This window comes from Streptomyces melanogenes (assembly GCF_014649795.1).
Taxonomy (GTDB): domain Bacteria; phylum Actinomycetota; class Actinomycetes; order Streptomycetales; family Streptomycetaceae; genus Streptomyces; species Streptomyces noboritoensis.
In genome coordinates, this window is record NZ_BMTS01000015.1 from 115,051 (window position 1) to 131,848 (window position 16,798).

At 71.2% G+C, this 16,798-nt stretch carries 14 protein-coding genes; 11 read left to right on the forward strand and 3 right to left on the reverse strand.

Going from position 1 to position 16,798, the window contains the following annotated elements:
• Nucleotides 1-49 precede the first annotated feature (49 nt).
• Both IE252_RS29435 and IE252_RS29440 read right to left on the reverse strand, forming a co-directional pair.
• The gene (locus IE252_RS29435; RefSeq protein WP_190092468.1) at nt 50-2,872 is read right to left on the reverse strand and encodes a stealth family protein; all 2,823 of its coding nucleotides are present in this window, start codon (nt 2,870-2,872) and stop codon (nt 50-52) included.
• Nucleotides 2,869-3,870 carry a hypothetical protein gene (locus IE252_RS29440; RefSeq protein WP_229848852.1) on the reverse strand — a complete coding sequence of 334 codons (1,002 nt, stop codon included), beginning with the start codon at nt 3,868-3,870 and terminating at the stop codon, nt 2,869-2,871. Before IE252_RS29440 ends, IE252_RS29435 begins: the two co-directional genes overlap by 4 nt.
• Nucleotides 3,871-4,070: 200 nt before the next feature.
• Here IE252_RS29440 and IE252_RS29445 point away from each other — a divergent pair, with 200 nt between their 5' ends.
• The 7 genes from IE252_RS29445 (at nt 4,071) to IE252_RS29475 (ending at nt 12,639) form a co-directional block, all read left to right on the forward strand.
• The gene (locus IE252_RS29445; RefSeq protein ID WP_190092469.1) at nt 4,071-6,230 is read left to right on the forward strand and encodes a PIG-L family deacetylase; all 2,160 of its coding nucleotides are present in this window, start codon (nt 4,071-4,073) and stop codon (nt 6,228-6,230) included.
• A gap of 188 nt (nt 6,231-6,418) precedes the next feature.
• Nucleotides 6,419-7,393, forward strand: a complete 975-nt coding sequence (gene galE / locus IE252_RS29450) for a UDP-glucose 4-epimerase GalE (RefSeq protein WP_190092470.1) — start codon at nt 6,419-6,421, stop codon at nt 7,391-7,393.
• Nucleotides 7,394-7,507: 114 nt separating this feature from the next.
• A complete protein-coding gene (gene proB, locus IE252_RS29455; protein WP_190092471.1) occupies nt 7,508-8,635 on the forward strand; it encodes a glutamate 5-kinase in 1,128 nt (375 codons plus the stop codon).
• Nucleotides 8,636-8,783: 148 nt separating this feature from the next.
• On the forward strand, nt 8,784-9,269 hold the full coding sequence (locus tag IE252_RS29460; RefSeq protein ID WP_190092472.1) for a DUF8830 family protein: 486 nt from the start codon (nt 8,784-8,786) through the stop codon (nt 9,267-9,269).
• 103 nt (nt 9,270-9,372) lie between these two features.
• On the forward strand, nt 9,373-10,656 hold the full coding sequence (locus tag IE252_RS29465) for a glutamate-5-semialdehyde dehydrogenase (RefSeq protein ID WP_190092473.1): 1,284 nt from the start codon (nt 9,373-9,375) through the stop codon (nt 10,654-10,656).
• 87 nt (nt 10,657-10,743) lie between these two features.
• Nucleotides 10,744-11,316 carry an SCO2584 family spore wall biosynthesis protein gene (locus IE252_RS29470; protein WP_190092474.1) on the forward strand — a complete coding sequence of 191 codons (573 nt, stop codon included), beginning with the start codon at nt 10,744-10,746 and terminating at the stop codon, nt 11,314-11,316.
• 249 nt (nt 11,317-11,565) lie between these two features.
• Nucleotides 11,566-12,639 carry an SCO2583 family membrane protein gene (locus IE252_RS29475; RefSeq protein ID WP_190092475.1) on the forward strand — a complete coding sequence of 358 codons (1,074 nt, stop codon included), beginning with the start codon at nt 11,566-11,568 and terminating at the stop codon, nt 12,637-12,639.
• Nucleotides 12,640-12,746: 107 nt separating this feature from the next.
• Here IE252_RS29475 and IE252_RS29480 read toward each other — a convergent pair whose 3' ends face one another.
• Nucleotides 12,747-13,904 (reverse strand): M48 family metallopeptidase, encoded by a 1,158-nt coding sequence (locus IE252_RS29480; protein WP_190092476.1) that lies wholly within the window; start codon nt 13,902-13,904, stop codon nt 12,747-12,749.
• Nucleotides 13,905-14,012: 108 nt separating this feature from the next.
• On the opposite strand from IE252_RS29480, the gene IE252_RS29485 reads away from it, so the two are divergent.
• From IE252_RS29485 to IE252_RS29500, 4 genes are all read left to right on the forward strand, one after another.
• On the forward strand, nt 14,013-14,237 hold the full coding sequence (locus IE252_RS29485; RefSeq protein WP_190092477.1) for a hypothetical protein: 225 nt from the start codon (nt 14,013-14,015) through the stop codon (nt 14,235-14,237).
• A gap of 89 nt (nt 14,238-14,326) precedes the next feature.
• Nucleotides 14,327-14,491, forward strand: a complete 165-nt coding sequence (locus IE252_RS29490; protein WP_190092478.1) for a hypothetical protein — start codon at nt 14,327-14,329, stop codon at nt 14,489-14,491.
• Between the two features lie 38 nt (nt 14,492-14,529).
• Nucleotides 14,530-15,150, forward strand: a complete 621-nt coding sequence (nadD, locus tag IE252_RS29495) for a nicotinate-nucleotide adenylyltransferase (RefSeq protein WP_101388280.1) — start codon at nt 14,530-14,532, stop codon at nt 15,148-15,150.
• Nucleotides 15,151-15,164: 14 nt separating this feature from the next.
• Nucleotides 15,165-16,766: an LCP family protein gene (locus tag IE252_RS29500; protein WP_190092479.1), complete on the forward strand. Its 1,602-nt coding sequence runs from the start codon at nt 15,165-15,167 to the stop codon at nt 16,764-16,766.
• Nucleotides 16,767-16,798: the final 32 nt, after the last annotated feature.

Genomic DNA, 16,798 nt, shown 5'->3' on the forward strand with positions numbered 1-16,798 from the left:
GGCCCGCCCCGACCTTCCGGTCGGGCGGGCCCTTCTCCGTATCCGTACGTCAGTCGCGCTCGAAGCGGGACTTCACCGGGAAGTACGCGCTCAGGAACGCCCGCAGCACGCGGTCCTGCTCCTCCACCGACACCTCCGCGTCGGCGGACTCGCCGATGCAGAACGTGTCGTGGGCGCGCTCGGCGAGCAGCCGGGTCAGCACCGTGTGGTGGTCGTAGTTGCCCACGTTGATGTAGCTGCACGAGATCGCGCTCGGCACCGAGCTGCCGATCAGGTAGCCGTAGTGGTGGTGCAGCGACGACGTGATCGAGAGGTCCGAGTTGGCGCGGAACGGGTTGGCGGCGGTGCGGCCCACCTCGTCCGGGAACTTGTCGGCGATCTCGGTCAGCACACTGCGGCGCAGCGGGTGCGGCGCGTGCAGGAAGCTGGTCGTCGTGGTCCGCCCGAACGCCTCTTCCAGCAGGGCCCGGTTGTTCTTCGCGGCCGCGAAGTAGCCCTCGTCGTCCGGGGACGGCTCGGTCGGCGGGACGGCCGTGGGCGAGCGGAAGAACTTGGCGACGCCGTTGCTCAGGAAGAACGACGACGGGTTGAGCGGACGGCCGATGAACACGTCGTCATTGAGGTAGAGGAAGTGCTCGGCCAGGCCCTCGATGCGGTACAGCTGGCTCTCGATGGCGTGCGAGTTGAACGTCGGCAGCCAGGCCTGGTCCTTGAAGATCTCGCGGTGGCTGACGACCTTGATGCCGGGCTGTGTGGTGTCCAGCCAGTCCGGCGTCTGGTCGTCGGTGACCAGGTAGATGGTCCGCACCCAGGGCGCGAACATCTCCAGGGAGCGCAGCGAGTAGCGCAGCTCGTCGCGGTTGCGGAAGCGCACGTCGCCGCTGTCGGCGTCGTTCGTCGGCATGTTGCGGCTGCGGCGCACCGAGTCGCGGCGCTGCTGCCAGGCCGGGTCGGTGTCGTCGACCCAGGTGTAGACGACGTCGATCGGGTAGTCGACGTCCCACATCAGCTGCTTGGTGAACTGCGCCAGCGTCGGGTAGTCGCGCTCGCCGACCCGCAGCTTCGCGGTGGCTTCCAGGTTCGGCAGGCGCCGTCCGAGCAGGGTGGTCAGCCGGGGCGTCTCGCGCCAGCCGTCCTCCTCCGACTCGGCCCAGAACTCCAGGCTGCAGCCGTACGCCGGTCCGTACCGCAGGGTGCGGCTCTCGGAGGTGATCGGCTTGAAGACGCGCAGGCCCGCGACCTCGCCGACCTCGCCCAGGCGCTCGGCCAGGACCGCGCCGGGCGCGGCGCCGCGCGGGGTGACCAGCTCGGCGTAGACCGGCTTGCCGTGCAGGGCCGTCGACATGGCCTCGATCACCCGGCGGCGCATCTCGACGGGCACGGCGACGCGGTGGGCGACGCCGGCGTCGTGGCGCAGCAGGATGTACGGGATCCCCGCGTCCTCCAGGACCTTGGCGGTGATCTCCAGGTTGATCTGCGCCATGCGCGGGCCGTTGATGTCGTCGCGCTGCTCGGCGAGCCGGCCGGCCGAGCGGATCAGCGTCCCGGTGCGGTCCTGCGCCTGGATCATCACCTCGCGGGCCTTCTGCTCGTCCGCCGAGTTCGACAGGGCCGAGACGGGGGCGGCGACGCTGAAGCTGCGGGTGCCGCCGGCCGCGATGCGCAGCGCGGTGCGGTCGGCGCGCTGCGCCAGGCGCTCGGGGGTGTCGCGGCGGGCGACCAGCTTGGCGAAGAGCTGCTCCCAGCGGGCGGTGATGTCCTCGCCGCCGAACCGCTCGTACACACCCTTGCGGGCGGCCTTGCCGAACGCGTGCCGGGTGTCGTCCTCGCCCATCAGGCGGGCCATCGCGGCGGCCAGCGAGTCGATGTCGCCGGGCGGCACGAGCAGACCGTCCACGTCGTGGCGGATGATCTCGGCGGGCCCGGTGACGATGTCGTACGCGATGACCGGCACGCCGGCCGCGAACATCTCCAGGAGCACCAGCGGGAAGGCCTCGTTGCGCGAGGGCAGCAGGCAGACGCTCGCCTTGGCCCACTCCTGCTCCATCTGCGAGGAACGGCCGACCAGTTCGATGCGCGAGTGCATGCCCAGGCCCTCGACGAGGCGGCGCAGGCGCACCTCCTGCGGGCCGTCGCCGAAGATCCGCAGCTGCCAGTCGGGGAAGTCCGCGCAGATCCGCTGGAAGGCGTGGATGGCGTGGTCCAGCTGCTTCTCCGGGGTCATCCGGGCAGCCAGGACGATCGTCTTGGACTCCAGGTCGGCGCGCGGACGGTAGCCGTCGGGCACCGCGTTGGGGATCGCGGCGAGCTCCGGGGCGGCCTCGCGCAGCGAGTCGGAGAACCAGTCGTTGGTGCGCTCGGTCAGCGACACCAGCGCGTCGACGCGCGGGCCGTAGACCAGCAGCGGCTCACCGGAGACGCCGCGCAGCTGGGAGGCGCGGTGCTCCTGGTGCACGGTGACGACCCGGGAGGGGGCCAGCTCGGCGGCCGCGGCGAGCAGCGCCGGGGTGGTGGTGACCAGCACGTCGGAGTCGAGCGAGCCGAGCGCGGCCGTCATCTCGATGTCGGACAGCCGGTCGAAGGTGGACTCCCAGGACGGCTTGATGAGCTCGCTCGGCAGCGACTCCAGCGTCCGGCAGGCGTTCTCGTCCAGGGCGCTGGCGCGCACCGGGCGGCCGTACGATCCGGTCCTGTCCACCAGGTAGCGCCGCTTGACCTGCTGCGCCGCCGAGAAGAACGGCTCGGGGCGGGTCTTGAAGACGCTCAGCACCTCGACGTCGTGCCGGGGAGCGAGATGGATCGCCTGGGTGTAGGCGGCCATCTCGGTGCCGCCCATCTCGTCGCCCCAGGTGAGCAGAAACGTGATCTTCATGCAACTTCCTCTGCGCCACGGGGGGCGGTTCCGAATCCGGTACAGGACACGGCGAGCACGCCGGCCGGGGTGACGTAGGCGTGCACCCTCGCGAGCGAACCGTTGTCGAGAGCGACGATACGGAACGGCGTCCGGTAGACCTGCTTGGGGTGACGCACATCGGTCAGCCGCCGGGCGATCTTGATCCGGTTCCCACCGGCCTTCAGATGCATGTCCCAGGTGCGGGTGGTGCGGCCGACCGCCATCTCGGCGAGCGGTACGTCGAAGGTGAAGCGGTCGCCGTCCCACGTCACGGGGGCCGCGGCCGCCTTGCTGCTGCGCCGCAGCACCGCCTCCGCGACGTACTCCTCGACGGGGGCCTTGGGCGCGATGAGCCGGCCGTGCACCACGATCCGGTCCCAGCGCAGCTCGAACGAGGTGAGCTCGGCCTGGTGGCGCGGGCCGCGCACGTTCAGCATCGAGCGGCCGTCGACCGAGCGCACCGGACGGAACACGGCGCCGCTGGTGGGTGACGGCGAGGTGGCCAGGGTCGGGCCGTCGGACGACTCCGCGGGGGCCGAGGCGATCTTCGCCCGCAGCTCACGGCCGTCACTCTCGGTGACCACGACCTCCATGCGCCACATACCGGACGAGAGCACCGGACCGCGGGTGCCGGTCTCCGACGGATCGTCATGGCGCAGCGGCGCGGTGGCCGTCAGAAGGAGACTTCCGTCACTCTGCGGCTCCTGCTCCAGCTCCACATGGACGACCTTGCGCCCGCGCGACATCTCCAGATGCGCCGCGCTGACCGCCTCCGGGCGGCGCGGGAAGCTCACCGCGAAGTTGAGGGTGCGCCCACCGGAGACCGAGAAGTGCACGGGCTGCAGCAGCGGCCGCGGCTTGACTCCGTCGATGGCCGGTACGGTATGCATCTGCTCGACACGTCGGCGCATACGTACTGCCGCGCGGCGCGCCCGCTTGGCGGCGCCCACCGCATAGGGCAGCAGTGAGTCACTCACGGTGAACCTAGCTCTCGTCTGGGCTAATGGTCAGCGTTGCATGCTGCCAATAATGCGTAAGATCGGCAAGTTGCTTCGTAATTCTATCGATGCATCACGATTGCTTCATCGAGTGGAACCCAAATGAACTTTCAGCCCTCTCCTCGGGTGGCGGTCTGCTTGATCGCAGATGAACGTGAAGCGGGGAGTGGGAGAAGGACATGGGACGCTGGCCGATGATGGGACGCCAAACGGCCTCCCGGCGTACCGTGCTGGCTTCGCTGGCGGGGGTGGTGGCAGCCGGTGCGATCGCCGGATGCGACAGCAAGCACCCGTCGGCCAGAGGCGCCGCCGTCACAAGTGAACCACCGAAGCCCGTCTCGCTGCTGCCGGTCGACCACCGCAGCAGCTTCGACACCCCGGGCCGCCCGCTCGCCATGGCGATCGTCGCGCACCCGGACGACGACCTGTTCTTCATGAACCCGGACACGCTCCACACGATCGAGCGAGGCGTCCCGGTCGTCTCCGTGTACGTCACCGGCGGCGGCTCCTTCGGCGTCAACCAGGCACCCGGCGAGCCCAAGGCCCGCCCCGACGTGCCCGCCTACGTCTCCGCGCGCCAGCAGGGCCTGCGCCAGGCGTACGCCCGGATGCTCGGCGCGACCCTGTTCACCCCGTGGACCCGCACCGCCCTCAAGCTGCCCGGCGGGCGCGAGGCCGAGCTCAACGTCCTGGAGTACAACGGCCGCCGCGCCGAGCTGATCTTCCTCGGCGTGCGGATGCACGAGAAGACCGGCCGCGGCTGGGTCGGCATGACCCAGCTGTGGAACACCCCCGGCGTGGTGCTGCGCACCCAGCCCACCCCCGAGTCCCCGGTCCGCGAGAAGTACACCTACAGCCGCGACGAGCTCACCGACGCGCTGCTGTTCCTGATGCGCAAGTACCGGCCCACGCTGGTGCGCACCCTCGACCCGGACCCCGACGCCCAGGTCCACGACAAGCTCCACCCGCGCGGCAGCGACCAGGTCGGCTACTCCGACCACCCCGACCACACCGCCGTCGCCCTGTTCACCTGGCGCGCGCTCGCCCAGTGGGGCCAGGGCAGCACCCAGGGCTCGCGCACCCCCGGCTTCCTCACCGAGGCGTTCCGCGGCTACTACAACCAGCGCTGGCCGTACAACCTCCCCAACGACACCGTCCACCAGAAGACCGAGTACCTCAACGCCTACGGCGGCGCCTCCAGCTGGCAGTGCGGCAACGCCTCCGGCTGCGGTGACTACTCGGTCGGCCTCAACGGCGTCCTCAAGTCCAAGAAGGGCTGGGTCCGCTCCACCCACCGCCGCTACCCGACCGCCGGCCCCAAGGTCGTCGTCGACAAGGACGGCCGGATGACCGCGTACGCCGTGCTCGGCACCCGCGCCGCCCGCTGGCGCGAGTCCGGCCCCTTCAGCGGCGGCTGGGGCACCGCCGAGGACCTCGGCGGCGGCCCCCTCGCCCCCGCCCTCAGCGCGGTCGCCGCCCCCGACGGCCGCCACCTCGTGTTCGGCCTGCGCTTCACCAACCTCGGGCCCGCCGACAAGGACGACACCCGCGAGATAGTCGTCCTGCAGCAGAAGACCGCGGGCGGCGACTTCGAGCCGCAGTGGACCAGCCTCGGCAACCCCGAGACCGATCCCCGCCGCAGCCGCCTCACCGGCCCGCCCACCGCGATCACCGCCCCCGACGGCACCGTCCACGTCTTCGTGCGCAACGCCGCCAAGGGCGTCAGCACCCGCGTCCGCGACAAGCAGGGCACCTGGTCGCCGTGGCAGAAGCTGGCCGGCGGCGGACAGATCCAGGAAGGCCTCGCCGCGGCCGTCGACGGCGACGGCCGCGTCCACGTCTTCGGCTCCGCCTTCGGCTGGGTCGAGCACTGGGCCCAGAAGGACGCAGGCGGCGCCATGGTGCGCGCCGCCCGCGGCCTCAAGACCCGGCCCGGCGACGCCCCCGACGCGGTCACCGCCAAGGACGGCTCCGTGCTGCTCGCCTACCACAAGCCCTCCAGCGACCAGATCAACGTCGCCCAGCTGCGCGGCGGCCAGGCCGGCCGCTGGACCGAACTGCCCGACCAGAAGGTCACCGGCTACGGCCCGGTCGCCCTCGTCGACGGCCAGGACCTCGCCACCGGCGGCGTCATGCTCAGCTCGCGCAGCGGCACCGGCGCCATCGAGATGGTCGACAGCGGCAAGCAGGTCACCCTCCACGGCGACGCGTCCTCCGGCTTCATGGTCGGCGCCCCCGCCGTCGTCCAGGGCGCGAGCGAGGGCGTCGCCCTCGTCACGCTCGGCCTGAACACCACCCCCGCGGTCACCAGGGTCCCGCCGCGCGCGGGCACCGTCTGACCGACACACCGCACCGGCTCACGACGCCGGGCGGACCGGGAGCGAACAGGGGCGTACGGGACCATCCCGTACGCCTCTTCCGCACGCCCACACGGGTCTTTGGGCAGGCCGCGCTTACGCCGCCTTCACGTTCGTACGAAAAGTCACAGCAGTCCTGGTCGGCGGGCCCGGCCTCCTAGACTGTCCGTATGACTTGGATGATCACAGGCGGTGCCGGCTACATCGGATCTCACGTGGTGAAGGCCCTCGTCGACGGCGGCGAGCAGGTCGTCGTCCTCGACGACCTCAGCACCGGAGACCCGGCCCGGCTGCCCGAAGGCGTCCGCCTGGAGCGCGGCACCGTCCTCGACCGCGACGTCCTCGACCGCGTCCTGCGCGAGAACGACGTCGACGGCGTCATCCACATCGCCGCCAAGAAGCAGGTCGGCGAATCCGTCGAACGCCCCCTGCACTACTACCGCGAGAACGTCGAAGGCCTGCGCACCGTCCTGGAAGCCGCAGCCGAAGCCGGCGTGCGCCGCTTCCTGTTCTCCTCCTCCGCCGCCGTCTACGGCATGCCCGACGTCGACCTCGTCACCGAGCAGACCGAATGCCTGCCCATGAGCCCGTACGGCGAGACCAAGCTCGCGGGCGAATGGCTCGTCAGCGCCGTCGGCAAGGCCCACGGCATGGCCACCGCCTCGCTGCGCTACTTCAACGTGGCCGGCGCCGCCACCCCCGAACTCGGCGACCCCGGGATCTTCAACCTCGTCCCGATGGTCTTCGAGCGCCTCACCGACGGCAAGGCACCGCTGATCTTCGGCGACGACTACGCCACCCCCGACGGCACCTGCGTGCGCGACTACATCCACGTCGAGGACATCGCCACCGCCCACCTCGCCGCCGCCCGCCGGCTCGCCGCCGACCCCGACGCCGCCCTCATCCTCAACATCGGCCGCGGCGAAGGCGCCTCCGTCGCCGAAATGGTCGACATCATCCGCGACGTCACCGGCATCACCGAGCCCGCCCCCGAAGTCGCCCCGCGCCGCGCCGGCGACCCCGCCCGCGTCGTCGCCTCCGCCGAGCTCATCACCAAGGAACTCGACTGGAGCGCCCGCCACGACATCCGCGCCATGATCACCTCCGCCTGGGAAGGCTGGCTGCTGCGCCACCCGCGCGACTGACGCCCCGGATCCCGTGAAGGCCCCCGCCCACCCGGGCGGGGGCCTGTCCGACACCCCGTCCAACGCTCGAAACGGCCGTGCGCCCAGACCCCGGCCTGGCATAGATTCCCCGGTGTGACAGTGGCAAGGCAGTACGTGACCCAGGCCCGCAGGATCGTCGTCAAGGTGGGCTCGTCCTCCCTCACCACCGCCGCCGGCGGCCTCGACGCCGACCGCGTCGACGCCCTCGTCGACGTCCTCGCCAAAGCCCGCAGCGGCGGCGAAAAGGAAATAGTGCTGGTCTCCTCCGGCGCCATCGCCGCCGGACTCGCCCCCCTCGGCCTGCGCCGCCGCCCCACCGACCTCGCCCGCCAGCAGGCCGCCGCCAGCGTCGGCCAAGGCCTCCTCGTCGCCCGCTACACCGCCTCCTTCGCCCGCTACGGCGTACGCGTCGGACAGGTCCTGCTCACCAGCGACGACACCAGCCGCCGCGCCCACTACCGCAACGCCTACCGCACCCTCGACCAGCTCCTGGCCATGGGCGCCCTGCCGGTGGTCAACGAGAACGACACCGTCGCCACCGACGAGATCCGCTTCGGCGACAACGACCGCCTCGCCGCCCTCGTCGCCCACCTCGTCCGCGCCGACCTCCTCGTCCTGCTCTCCGACGTCGACGGCCTCTACGACGGCGACCCGTCCCTGCCCGGCACCTCCCGCATCGAGGAGGTCCACGGCCCCGACGACATCGCCCACGTACAGATCGGCAGCGCCGGCAAAGCGGGCGTCGGCACCGGCGGCATGGTCACCAAGGTCGAAGCCGCCCGCATCGCCGCCGCCGCCGGCGTCCCCGTCGTCCTCACCTCCGCCACCCACGCCGCCGACGCCCTCGCCGGACGCGACACCGGCACCTACTTCCACACCACCGGCCGCCGCTCCGCCGACCGCCTCCTGTGGCTCGCCCACGCCTCCACCCCCCAGGGCCACCTCGTCCTCGACGACGGAGCCGTACGCGCCGTCGTCGAACGCCACTCCTCCCTGCTGCCCGCCGGAATCGCCGCCGTCGAAGGCGAGTTCAGCGCCGGCGACCCCGTCGAACTCCGCGACACCACCGGCCGCGCCGTCGCCCGCGGACTCGTCAACTTCGACGCCAAGGAGATCCCCCAACTCCTCGGCCGCTCCACCCGCGAACTCGCCCGCGAACTCGGCCCGGAATACGAGCGCGAAGTCGTACACAGGGACGATCTGGTCGTTCTCCACCCCTGAAACGGCTGAAAGTCCAGCCTTCGAGCCGACACCTTCACGAAAACCGCCCCGCGACCCGGCCCGGACTGGTCAACTTTGTTGCGGGGTACTCGCGGGGGTGACCCGCGAGGGGTACGGCAACGCATCACAGCATCACAGGAGGCCGCCGGTGAGACGAGCGCGCCCGGGGGCGGCGCCCCGAGTCGGGGGAACCCACGCCCGCAGGGCCGTGGGGGAGGACGGGCCGACCCTGACCAGCGTGGGCACAGGGGCCGACATAGCGCAGAGCGAAGAGCGGGAACAGCCCGGGGACACCCCCAGGCTCTGGCACATCACCCTCAGCGTCTCCGGCGCCGAGGCCCCGCTCAAAGAGGTCCGGCGCGGCCTCGAACAGCTCGCCCACGACCACCCCTTCTTACTGACCAGCAGATACGCCAACGACCACGCCGAGATCCGCTACTGGGAAGAAGCCCGCGACCTGCACGACGCGGCCGCCGTCGCCCTCCGGCTCTGGGGCGAACACCGCTCCACCGCCAAACTCCCGCCCTGGGAGATCGTCGGCCTGGAAGTCATCGACCGCGAGACCTACCACCAGCGCCTCGCCGAAGGCTACGGACCCCCACCGGCCGCACCCGTCGGCGTCCACCCCTTTTGACGCTCCCACCACCCGGAAACGACCACGACCGGACCGTGAGAGCGCCGTCTCGGAGAGTGGAATCCGTGCGGAACACCCCCGCCCGGCGCACTACCCTGCGGACATGAGCGCGTCTACCCCGCACGAGAACCTGTCCCCGGTCACCCAGGCCGCCCACCGGGCCCGCACGGCCGCCGCCGAGATCGCGCCATTGCCGCGCTCGGCCAAGGACGACGCGCTCCTGGCCATCGCCGACGCGCTCGACGCACGCACCAAGGAGATCGTCGAGGCCAACGCCCTCGACATCGCCAAGGCCCGCGAAGCCGGAACCAGCGAGACCGTCATCGACCGGCTCACCCTCACCCCCGAACGGGTCCGCGCCATCGCCTCCGACGTACGCCACGTCGCCGCCCTGCCCGACCCCGTCGGCGAAGTCGTCCGCGGCTCCACCCTCCCCAACGGCATCGACCTGCGCCAGGTCAGAGTCCCCCTCGGCGTCGTCGGCATCATCTACGAAGCCCGGCCCAACGTGACCGTCGACGCCGCCGCCCTCTGCCTCAAATCCGGCAACGCCGTCCTGCTGCGCGGCTCCTCCTCCGCCTACGAATCCAACACCGCACTCGTCCAGGTGCTGCGCGACGCCGTCGGCGGCGCCGGACTCCCCGCCGACGCCATCCAGCTCGTCCCCGGCGAATCCCGCGACTCCGTACGCGAGTTGATGCGCGCCCGCGGCCTCGTCGACGTCCTCATCCCGCGCGGCGGCGCCTCCCTCATCCGCACCGTCGTCGAGGAATCCACCGTCCCCGTCATCGAGACCGGCACCGGCAACTGCCACGTCTACGTGGACGCCCAGGCCGACCTCGACATGGCCGTCGACATCCTCATCAACTCCAAGGCCTCCCGCCCCTCCGTCTGCAACTCGGCCGAAACGCTCCTCGTCCACCAGGACATCGCCGACGCCTTCCTGCCCCGCGCCCTCGACGCCCTCGCCGAAGCCGGCGTCACCGTCCACGGCGATGAACGCGTCCAGTCCTACGCCGACGCCACGAAGGCCACCGTCGTGGCGGCCACCGCCGAGGACTGGGAGACCGAATACCTCTCCTACGACATCGCCGCCGCCGTCGTCGACTCCCTCGACGCCGCCGTCACCCACATCCGGCGATGGACCTCCGGCCACACCGAGGCGATCGTCACCACCTCCCAGGCCGCCGCCCGCCGCTTCACCCAACTGGTCGATTCCACCACCGTCGCCGTGAACGCCTCCACCCGCTTCACCGACGGCGGCCAGTTCGGCTTCGGCGCCGAGATCGGCATCTCCACCCAGAAGCTCCACGCCCGCGGCCCGATGGGCCTGCCCGAGCTCACCTCCACCAAGTACATCGTCACCGGGGACGGGCACGTCAGGTAGGCGCGAACCTCCCCCTCGGGCATCCCCGAGGGGGAGAGTTCGGACACTCCCTGCCCAAAACGACCGCGCCGGGGCTACGCTGAACCCGTGCCGGACGACGTGGGGGGCAAGCCGTTCCCGGACGGCTGGGAGCCCGACGACGACCGCGGGGGCGCGGACGACGCGTTCGCCTCCGTGGTCTTCGACGAGGACTTCGTACGGGCCGCCGAGATCCACGAACCAAGCGCCGTGGAACGGCTGTTGGCCGCCGCCCAAGCCCGCGCCGAGGCCGAAGCGGCCAGAGCCCGCGCCGGCGCGGGCATCGACGACGACTTCGGCTACCCAGCCCGCGACCCCGACGCCTACGGCACCGCCTTCCCCGGCGGCGCCGAAGCAGGCCCCTACGGCCCGCACGGCGGCGCACTGCGCCCCTACCGCGGCCGCGCCCGCTGGCACCGCCCCGTCGCCTGGCTGCTCGCCCTGATCATGGGCATCGGCATGGTCGCCCTGGCCTTCGCGGCCGTCTACCGCGGCGCCTCCAGCAGCCGCGACGACCCCGCCCCGCACCCGACCACCAGCAACGTGGACAAGTCCGGGCTACCCATTCCGGCCACCGTCGGCCCGACCGCCTCGGCGGACTACTCGGCACCTGCGGTCGCGGCTGTGCCTCGGAGGGGGTGAGGGGGTCGATCGAGGGGGAGGGGGCCTCCCCCCCCCGGCCCCCTCCCCACCCACCCCACGCCCCGCCCCCGCCCCACCCCTGACCACAGCTTTTGCGCGTCCCGACGACCGCCCGACGGCCTCCTGGCGACGTTCTGACCGTCCTCTGACCGTCCTCTGACCCCGCCTTGAACAACCGCGTGCGAACTCGTCAGAACTTGTCGCGTACCAGCGCGTTTATCGGCCCCTCCCGCGACCTACCCTGAAGGTATGGCAGGGCGTGGAGAGCCACCCGAGGGGACACCGGAGGGCCTCCCCGGCGGAGGTGAGGACGAGTACCGATCCGTCGTATTCGACGAGTCGTTCGTTCGTGCTGCCCGCTTGCAGGAGTTCTCCGCCCAGGAACGGATGCGTGAGCACGCGCGTGCGGTGCGCAGCCGTCCCAGCTGGTCCTTCCGGCCCTTCACCAAGCAGATAGTCGCGCTGGTCGTCCTCCTCTTCGTCGCCTTCGGTACCGCTGTGTACATGGGCCTGCGCCACCCCTACCAGCCCGGTGGCGGCAGCGTCGCCGCCGAGCCCCTGCGGATGACCGTGATACCCCTGGCCCCGCAGAGCGTCGTCCCCGGCATCGACGTCGCCCGTCTGTTCGACCGCAGCCCGGCCGCCCAGTTCCGCACCGGCGCCGACGGCATCAACCTCCCCGCCGTCCGCCGGACCGCCCACTTCTCCGAGAGCCAGATCATCGCCGGTGTGACCACCGCCAAGGAGTATCTGGTCCAGTCGTCCCTCGACCCGCAGGTTCTCACCGGCAAGTCCGTGCACCAGGTGCGGGCCCTGCTGGATCCGGAGCTGCTGACCCAGTTCGACCAGAGCATCGACAACCCGGCCGACGACGGCCGGCACGCCGCCACCGGCTGGCTGGTGCGCTTCGATCCGGCCAAGGTGGCGCTGGCCGACACCCAGGTGCGGGTGCAGGGCACGTTCCACTACGCCGAGTCCGGCCGGGACACCCTCGACGTGACGTCCGACCACACCTTCACGTACGCCCTGCGCCCGGCCGGGGCAGGCCCGGACAAGGCGGCCTCGCTCTTCACCGTCCGCCGTGAGCTGCACTTCCGCTTCGACCGCGACGACCTGCGGCTGCACCGGGTCGAGCTGCAGTTCAGCTATGTGGAGGCCGGACCGCAGGCCTGCTCGGCCGATGTCTCCGCACAGCTGCGGCCGCTGCTCGCGGGCGAGCGGACCAGCGCGACCGGCCCGGCGGGCACCGATCCGTACGCGACCGGTCCCGCCACCGCGGCCCTGTGCGGCACCCTCGCCACCAGCGCCCAGCCGACGCAGTAGGCACGCCCTGGGCGCCGCCTCAGGCACCCCTGCGGCACCCTGCCAGGAAGCTCCTGCCGGAAGTTCCTGCCAGGAAGCCGGGCGTCCGGAAGCTGGCTGTCCGGAAGCTACGCGTCCCGGCCCGGCTCGTCCTGCGGCCCGTCGCCGTCCGCCGCCGGGCCGGACGGCCCGTCCTGCGGTCCGCCCTTCGCCCCGTCCGCCGGGCGGCCGTCCGCAGGCCGGTCCGAGGTGCGCGAGGCGGAGCCCGCGCCCGTGAACTTGCCGTACAGCTTGCCGCCCAGGTCCGCCGTGCCGCCGGCTATGTCGCCGACCAGCTTCATCAGCGGGTCCTTGCTCGTGCGGACCGTCTCCGCGTACGAGGCGGCGGACTCGCGGAACGAGTCGGAGACCGAGGTGTCCCTGTCCTCCTCACGACGGGGGTAGTGGCCGTCCATGATCCGCTGGTAGTCGCGGGTCGCGGCCCACTTCTTCAGCTCGGCCGCGCGCACGGTGGTGAAGGGGTGCGAGCGGGGCAGCACGTTCAGGATCTTCAGGACCGAGTCGCGCAGGTCGCCGCCCGCCTCGTACTCCTCGGCCTGCTCCAGGAACGCGTCCACGTTCATCTCGTGGAGGTGGTTGCCGCCCGCTATCTTCATCAGGCCCCGCATCGAGGCCTGCAAGTCCTGGCCGACGAGCAGCCCGGCCCGGTCGGCGGACAGCTCCGACTTGCGGAACCACTCCCGCAGCGCCGTCACGATCGCCATCACCGCCACGTTGCCCAGCGGGATCCAGGCGATCTTCAGCGCCAGGTTGGTGAGGAACAGCAGGATCGTGCGGTAGACGGAGTGGCCGGACAGGGCGTGGCCCACTTCGTGGCCGACGACCGCGCGCATCTCCTCCTCGTCGAGCAGCTCCACCAGGCCCGTGGTGACGACGATGATCGGCTCGTCGAGGCCGATGCACATCGCGTTCGGCCGGGGGTCCTGTGTCACGTACATCGGGGGGACCTTCTCCAGGTCCAGGATGTAACAGGCGTCCCGCAGCATGGCGTTGAGGTGCGCGAACTGGGCGTCGCTCACGCGCACGGAGTCGGAGAGGAACAGCAGGCGCAGGCTGCGCTCCGGCAGCAGTCCACTGAGCGCCTTGAAGACCGTGTCGAAGCCGCTGAGCTTGCGCAGCGCCACCAGCGCCGACCGGTCCGCGGGGTGTTCGTAGGCCCGGGAGGAGATCCCGGGGAAGCGTCGGCGCTGCCTGCTCGTCACGCTGTCCTGGATGTCGTCGGTCATGGTGTCCCCCTGTCTGAGAGTCTCGGCTCGTCCCCCTGACGACATCCACCCTAGGCGGTGGGGCTACCGTGGGGCGGGGGCCTGTGGATAACCAAGGAGATACCTGCCATGACGGATGCCGTCACGCTTCTCGCCGCCGCCTCGGACCAGCAGGGACCCGGCAATGTGCTGCGGATCCTGCTGCTCGTGTCGATCCTCGGTGCGGGCGGCCTCGCCTGGCTGCTGCTGCGCGGCTACCGCTCCAACGGCGGTGGCGACGCGGCCGCGGCCGAGCCGGACGGCGTGGCGAGCCGGGGTGCGAGCCCCGACGCGGAGGGCGCCGTCAAGGACTGAACGGCTGAGTCGGCGTGAGAGTGCCCGGGCGGCCCGCATACGATGAGCCCGAAGTCTCCGCTCCGACTCCCGGATAGGTCCTGCTGACGATGAGCCTCACCAGCACCGCCGCCACGCACCTGGTCACCCTCGCCGAGGGCGCCGAGCACGGTGGCAACCACGAAAGCCTCAGCCCGTACGTCACCGGTGGCGGCGCCCTGTTCGCGCTGCTGCTCCTGCTGTGGATCACCACGCGCTTCAACCGCGACCGCTGAGTCGGGGCGTTTCCACCGGGCCAGTAGGCTCTGCACGCATGGGAGAGCAGGAAGTGCCTACCGGTCCGGTCAAGCGGCGCATCGGCGTGATGGGCGGAACGTTCGACCCGATCCACCACGGACACCTGGTGGCCGCCAGCGAGGTGGCCTCTCAGTTCCATCTGGACGAGGTCGTGTTCGTGCCGACGGGGCAGCCGTGGCAGAAGAGCCACAAAAACGTCTCCGCGCCCGAGGACCGGTATCTGATGACGGTCATCGCGACCGCGTCCAACCCGCAGTTCTCGGTGAGCCGGATCGACATCGACCGCGGTGGCGCGACGTACACCGTGGACACTTTGCGGGATCTGCGCGCACTCAACAGCGACGCGGACCTGTTCTTCATCACCGGCGCCGACGCGCTCTCGCAGATCCTCACCACCTGGCGTGACGTGGACGAGCTGTTCTCGCTCGCCCACTTCATCGGGGTGACCCGGCCCGGCCACATACTGACGGACGACGGTCTGCCCGAGGGCGGGGTGTCGCTGGTGGAGGTGCCCGCTCTGGCGATCTCGTCGACGGACTGCCGGGCGAGGGTCGCGCAGGGCGACCCGGTCTGGTATTTGGTTCCGGACGGCGTGGTGCGCTACATCGACAAGCGCCAGCTCTACCGCGGCGAGTGAGAGAAGGGCACCCGGTGAACGACCGACAGGACCCGTACGACCCCTATGCACCGCAGGTGCAGCTTGTCGGTTATGACGAGTACGGCCAGCCGGTGTACCAACAGGTGCCCCAGCAGGCTTCGTACGACCCGTACGCCCAGCAGCAGCCCTCGTACGGCTACGACTACGACGCGTACGGCCGGCCCGCGCAGCCGTCCGTGCCCCAGCAGAACCAGGGGTACGGCTACGACGGCACGCAGCAGTGGGGCCGCGAACAGCCCCCGGCCCAGGCCGCCCCGGCGCAGGCCCCCGTGCGGGAGGCCGAGCCGGTGGCCGAGCAGATCCCGGTGCTGCCGCAGCAGCGCAAGGACGAACGCGACTACCGCACCGAGCAGTTCTCGTTCATCGAGGAGCCAGACGAGGACTCCGAAGACGTCATCGACTGGCTGAACTTCACCGAGAGCCGCAGCGAGCGGCGCGAGGAGGCGCGGCGGCGCGGCCGCAACCGCGTGGTCGCGCTGGTCGTCGTCCTCGCCCTCGCGGCGGTCGGCGGCGTCGGCTACCTGTGGGCCGCGGGCAAGCTGCCCGGTCTGTCGTCGTCCTCGGACTCCAAGAAGCCGGGGGTCGCCGTCGGCGCGCAGAAGCGCGACGTGATCGTCGTCCATCTGCACAACACCGCCAAGGGCGGCACCTCCACGGCGCTGCTCGTCAACAACGCGACCACCAAGCAGGGCACCACCGTCCTGCTGCCCAACACGCTCGCCGTCTCCAACGACGACGGCACCCGCACCACGCTCGGCAAGTCCGTCGACGGCGACGGCTCGCAGGGCACCCGCGAGGCGCTCGGCACCCTGCTCGGCACCAAGATCACCGGGACCTGGCGGCTGGACACGCCCTTCCTGCAGAACCTGGTCGACCTGGTCGGCAACATCGACATCAGTACGGATGCCGATGTGCCGGGCGCCAAGGCGGACGCGGCCCCCGTGGTGAAGAAGGGCGAGGACCAGACGCTGACCGGGCAGATGGCCGTGGCGTACGCCACGTACAAGGCGCCCGGCGAGGCCGACGCCAAGCAGCTGCAGCGATTCGGGCAGGTGATGTACGGGGTGCTGCGCAAGATCTCGGACGACCCCAAGGCCGCCACGATCACCGTGCAGACGCTGGCGCAGATCCTCGACCCCTCGCTGCCCGAGTCCGACCTCGGCGCCTCGCTGGCCAAGCTCGCCGAGCACGCCAAGGTCGGCGCCTACAAGACGGCGCTGCTGCCGGTCCAGCCGGACGGCACGCTCAGCGCGCAGGCCGGCGACAGTGTGGTCAAGGACATCCTGGGCGGCTCGGTCACGGCCCCCGACAAGGGCGCGGCGGTCCGCGTGGGCGTCAGCAACGCCAGCGGCAACCCGAAGGCGGCCGACAAGGCCCGGGTCGACCTGGTCAACGGCGGCTACGCCGTCATCGACGCGGGCGGCGCGAGCACGGCGGCGTCCTCCTCCGTCACCTACGGTGACGCGGGGCAGAAGGCGAAGGCCGAAGAGGTCGCCAAGACGCTGGGGCTGTCGGCCGGTGCGGTCAAGCAGGGCAAGGCCGCGGCCAACGCGGACGTCACCGTGGTGCTCGGCAAGGACTACAAGATCAAGTAATCCTTTCGGGGCTGTCGGCGGTCCGTGAGATC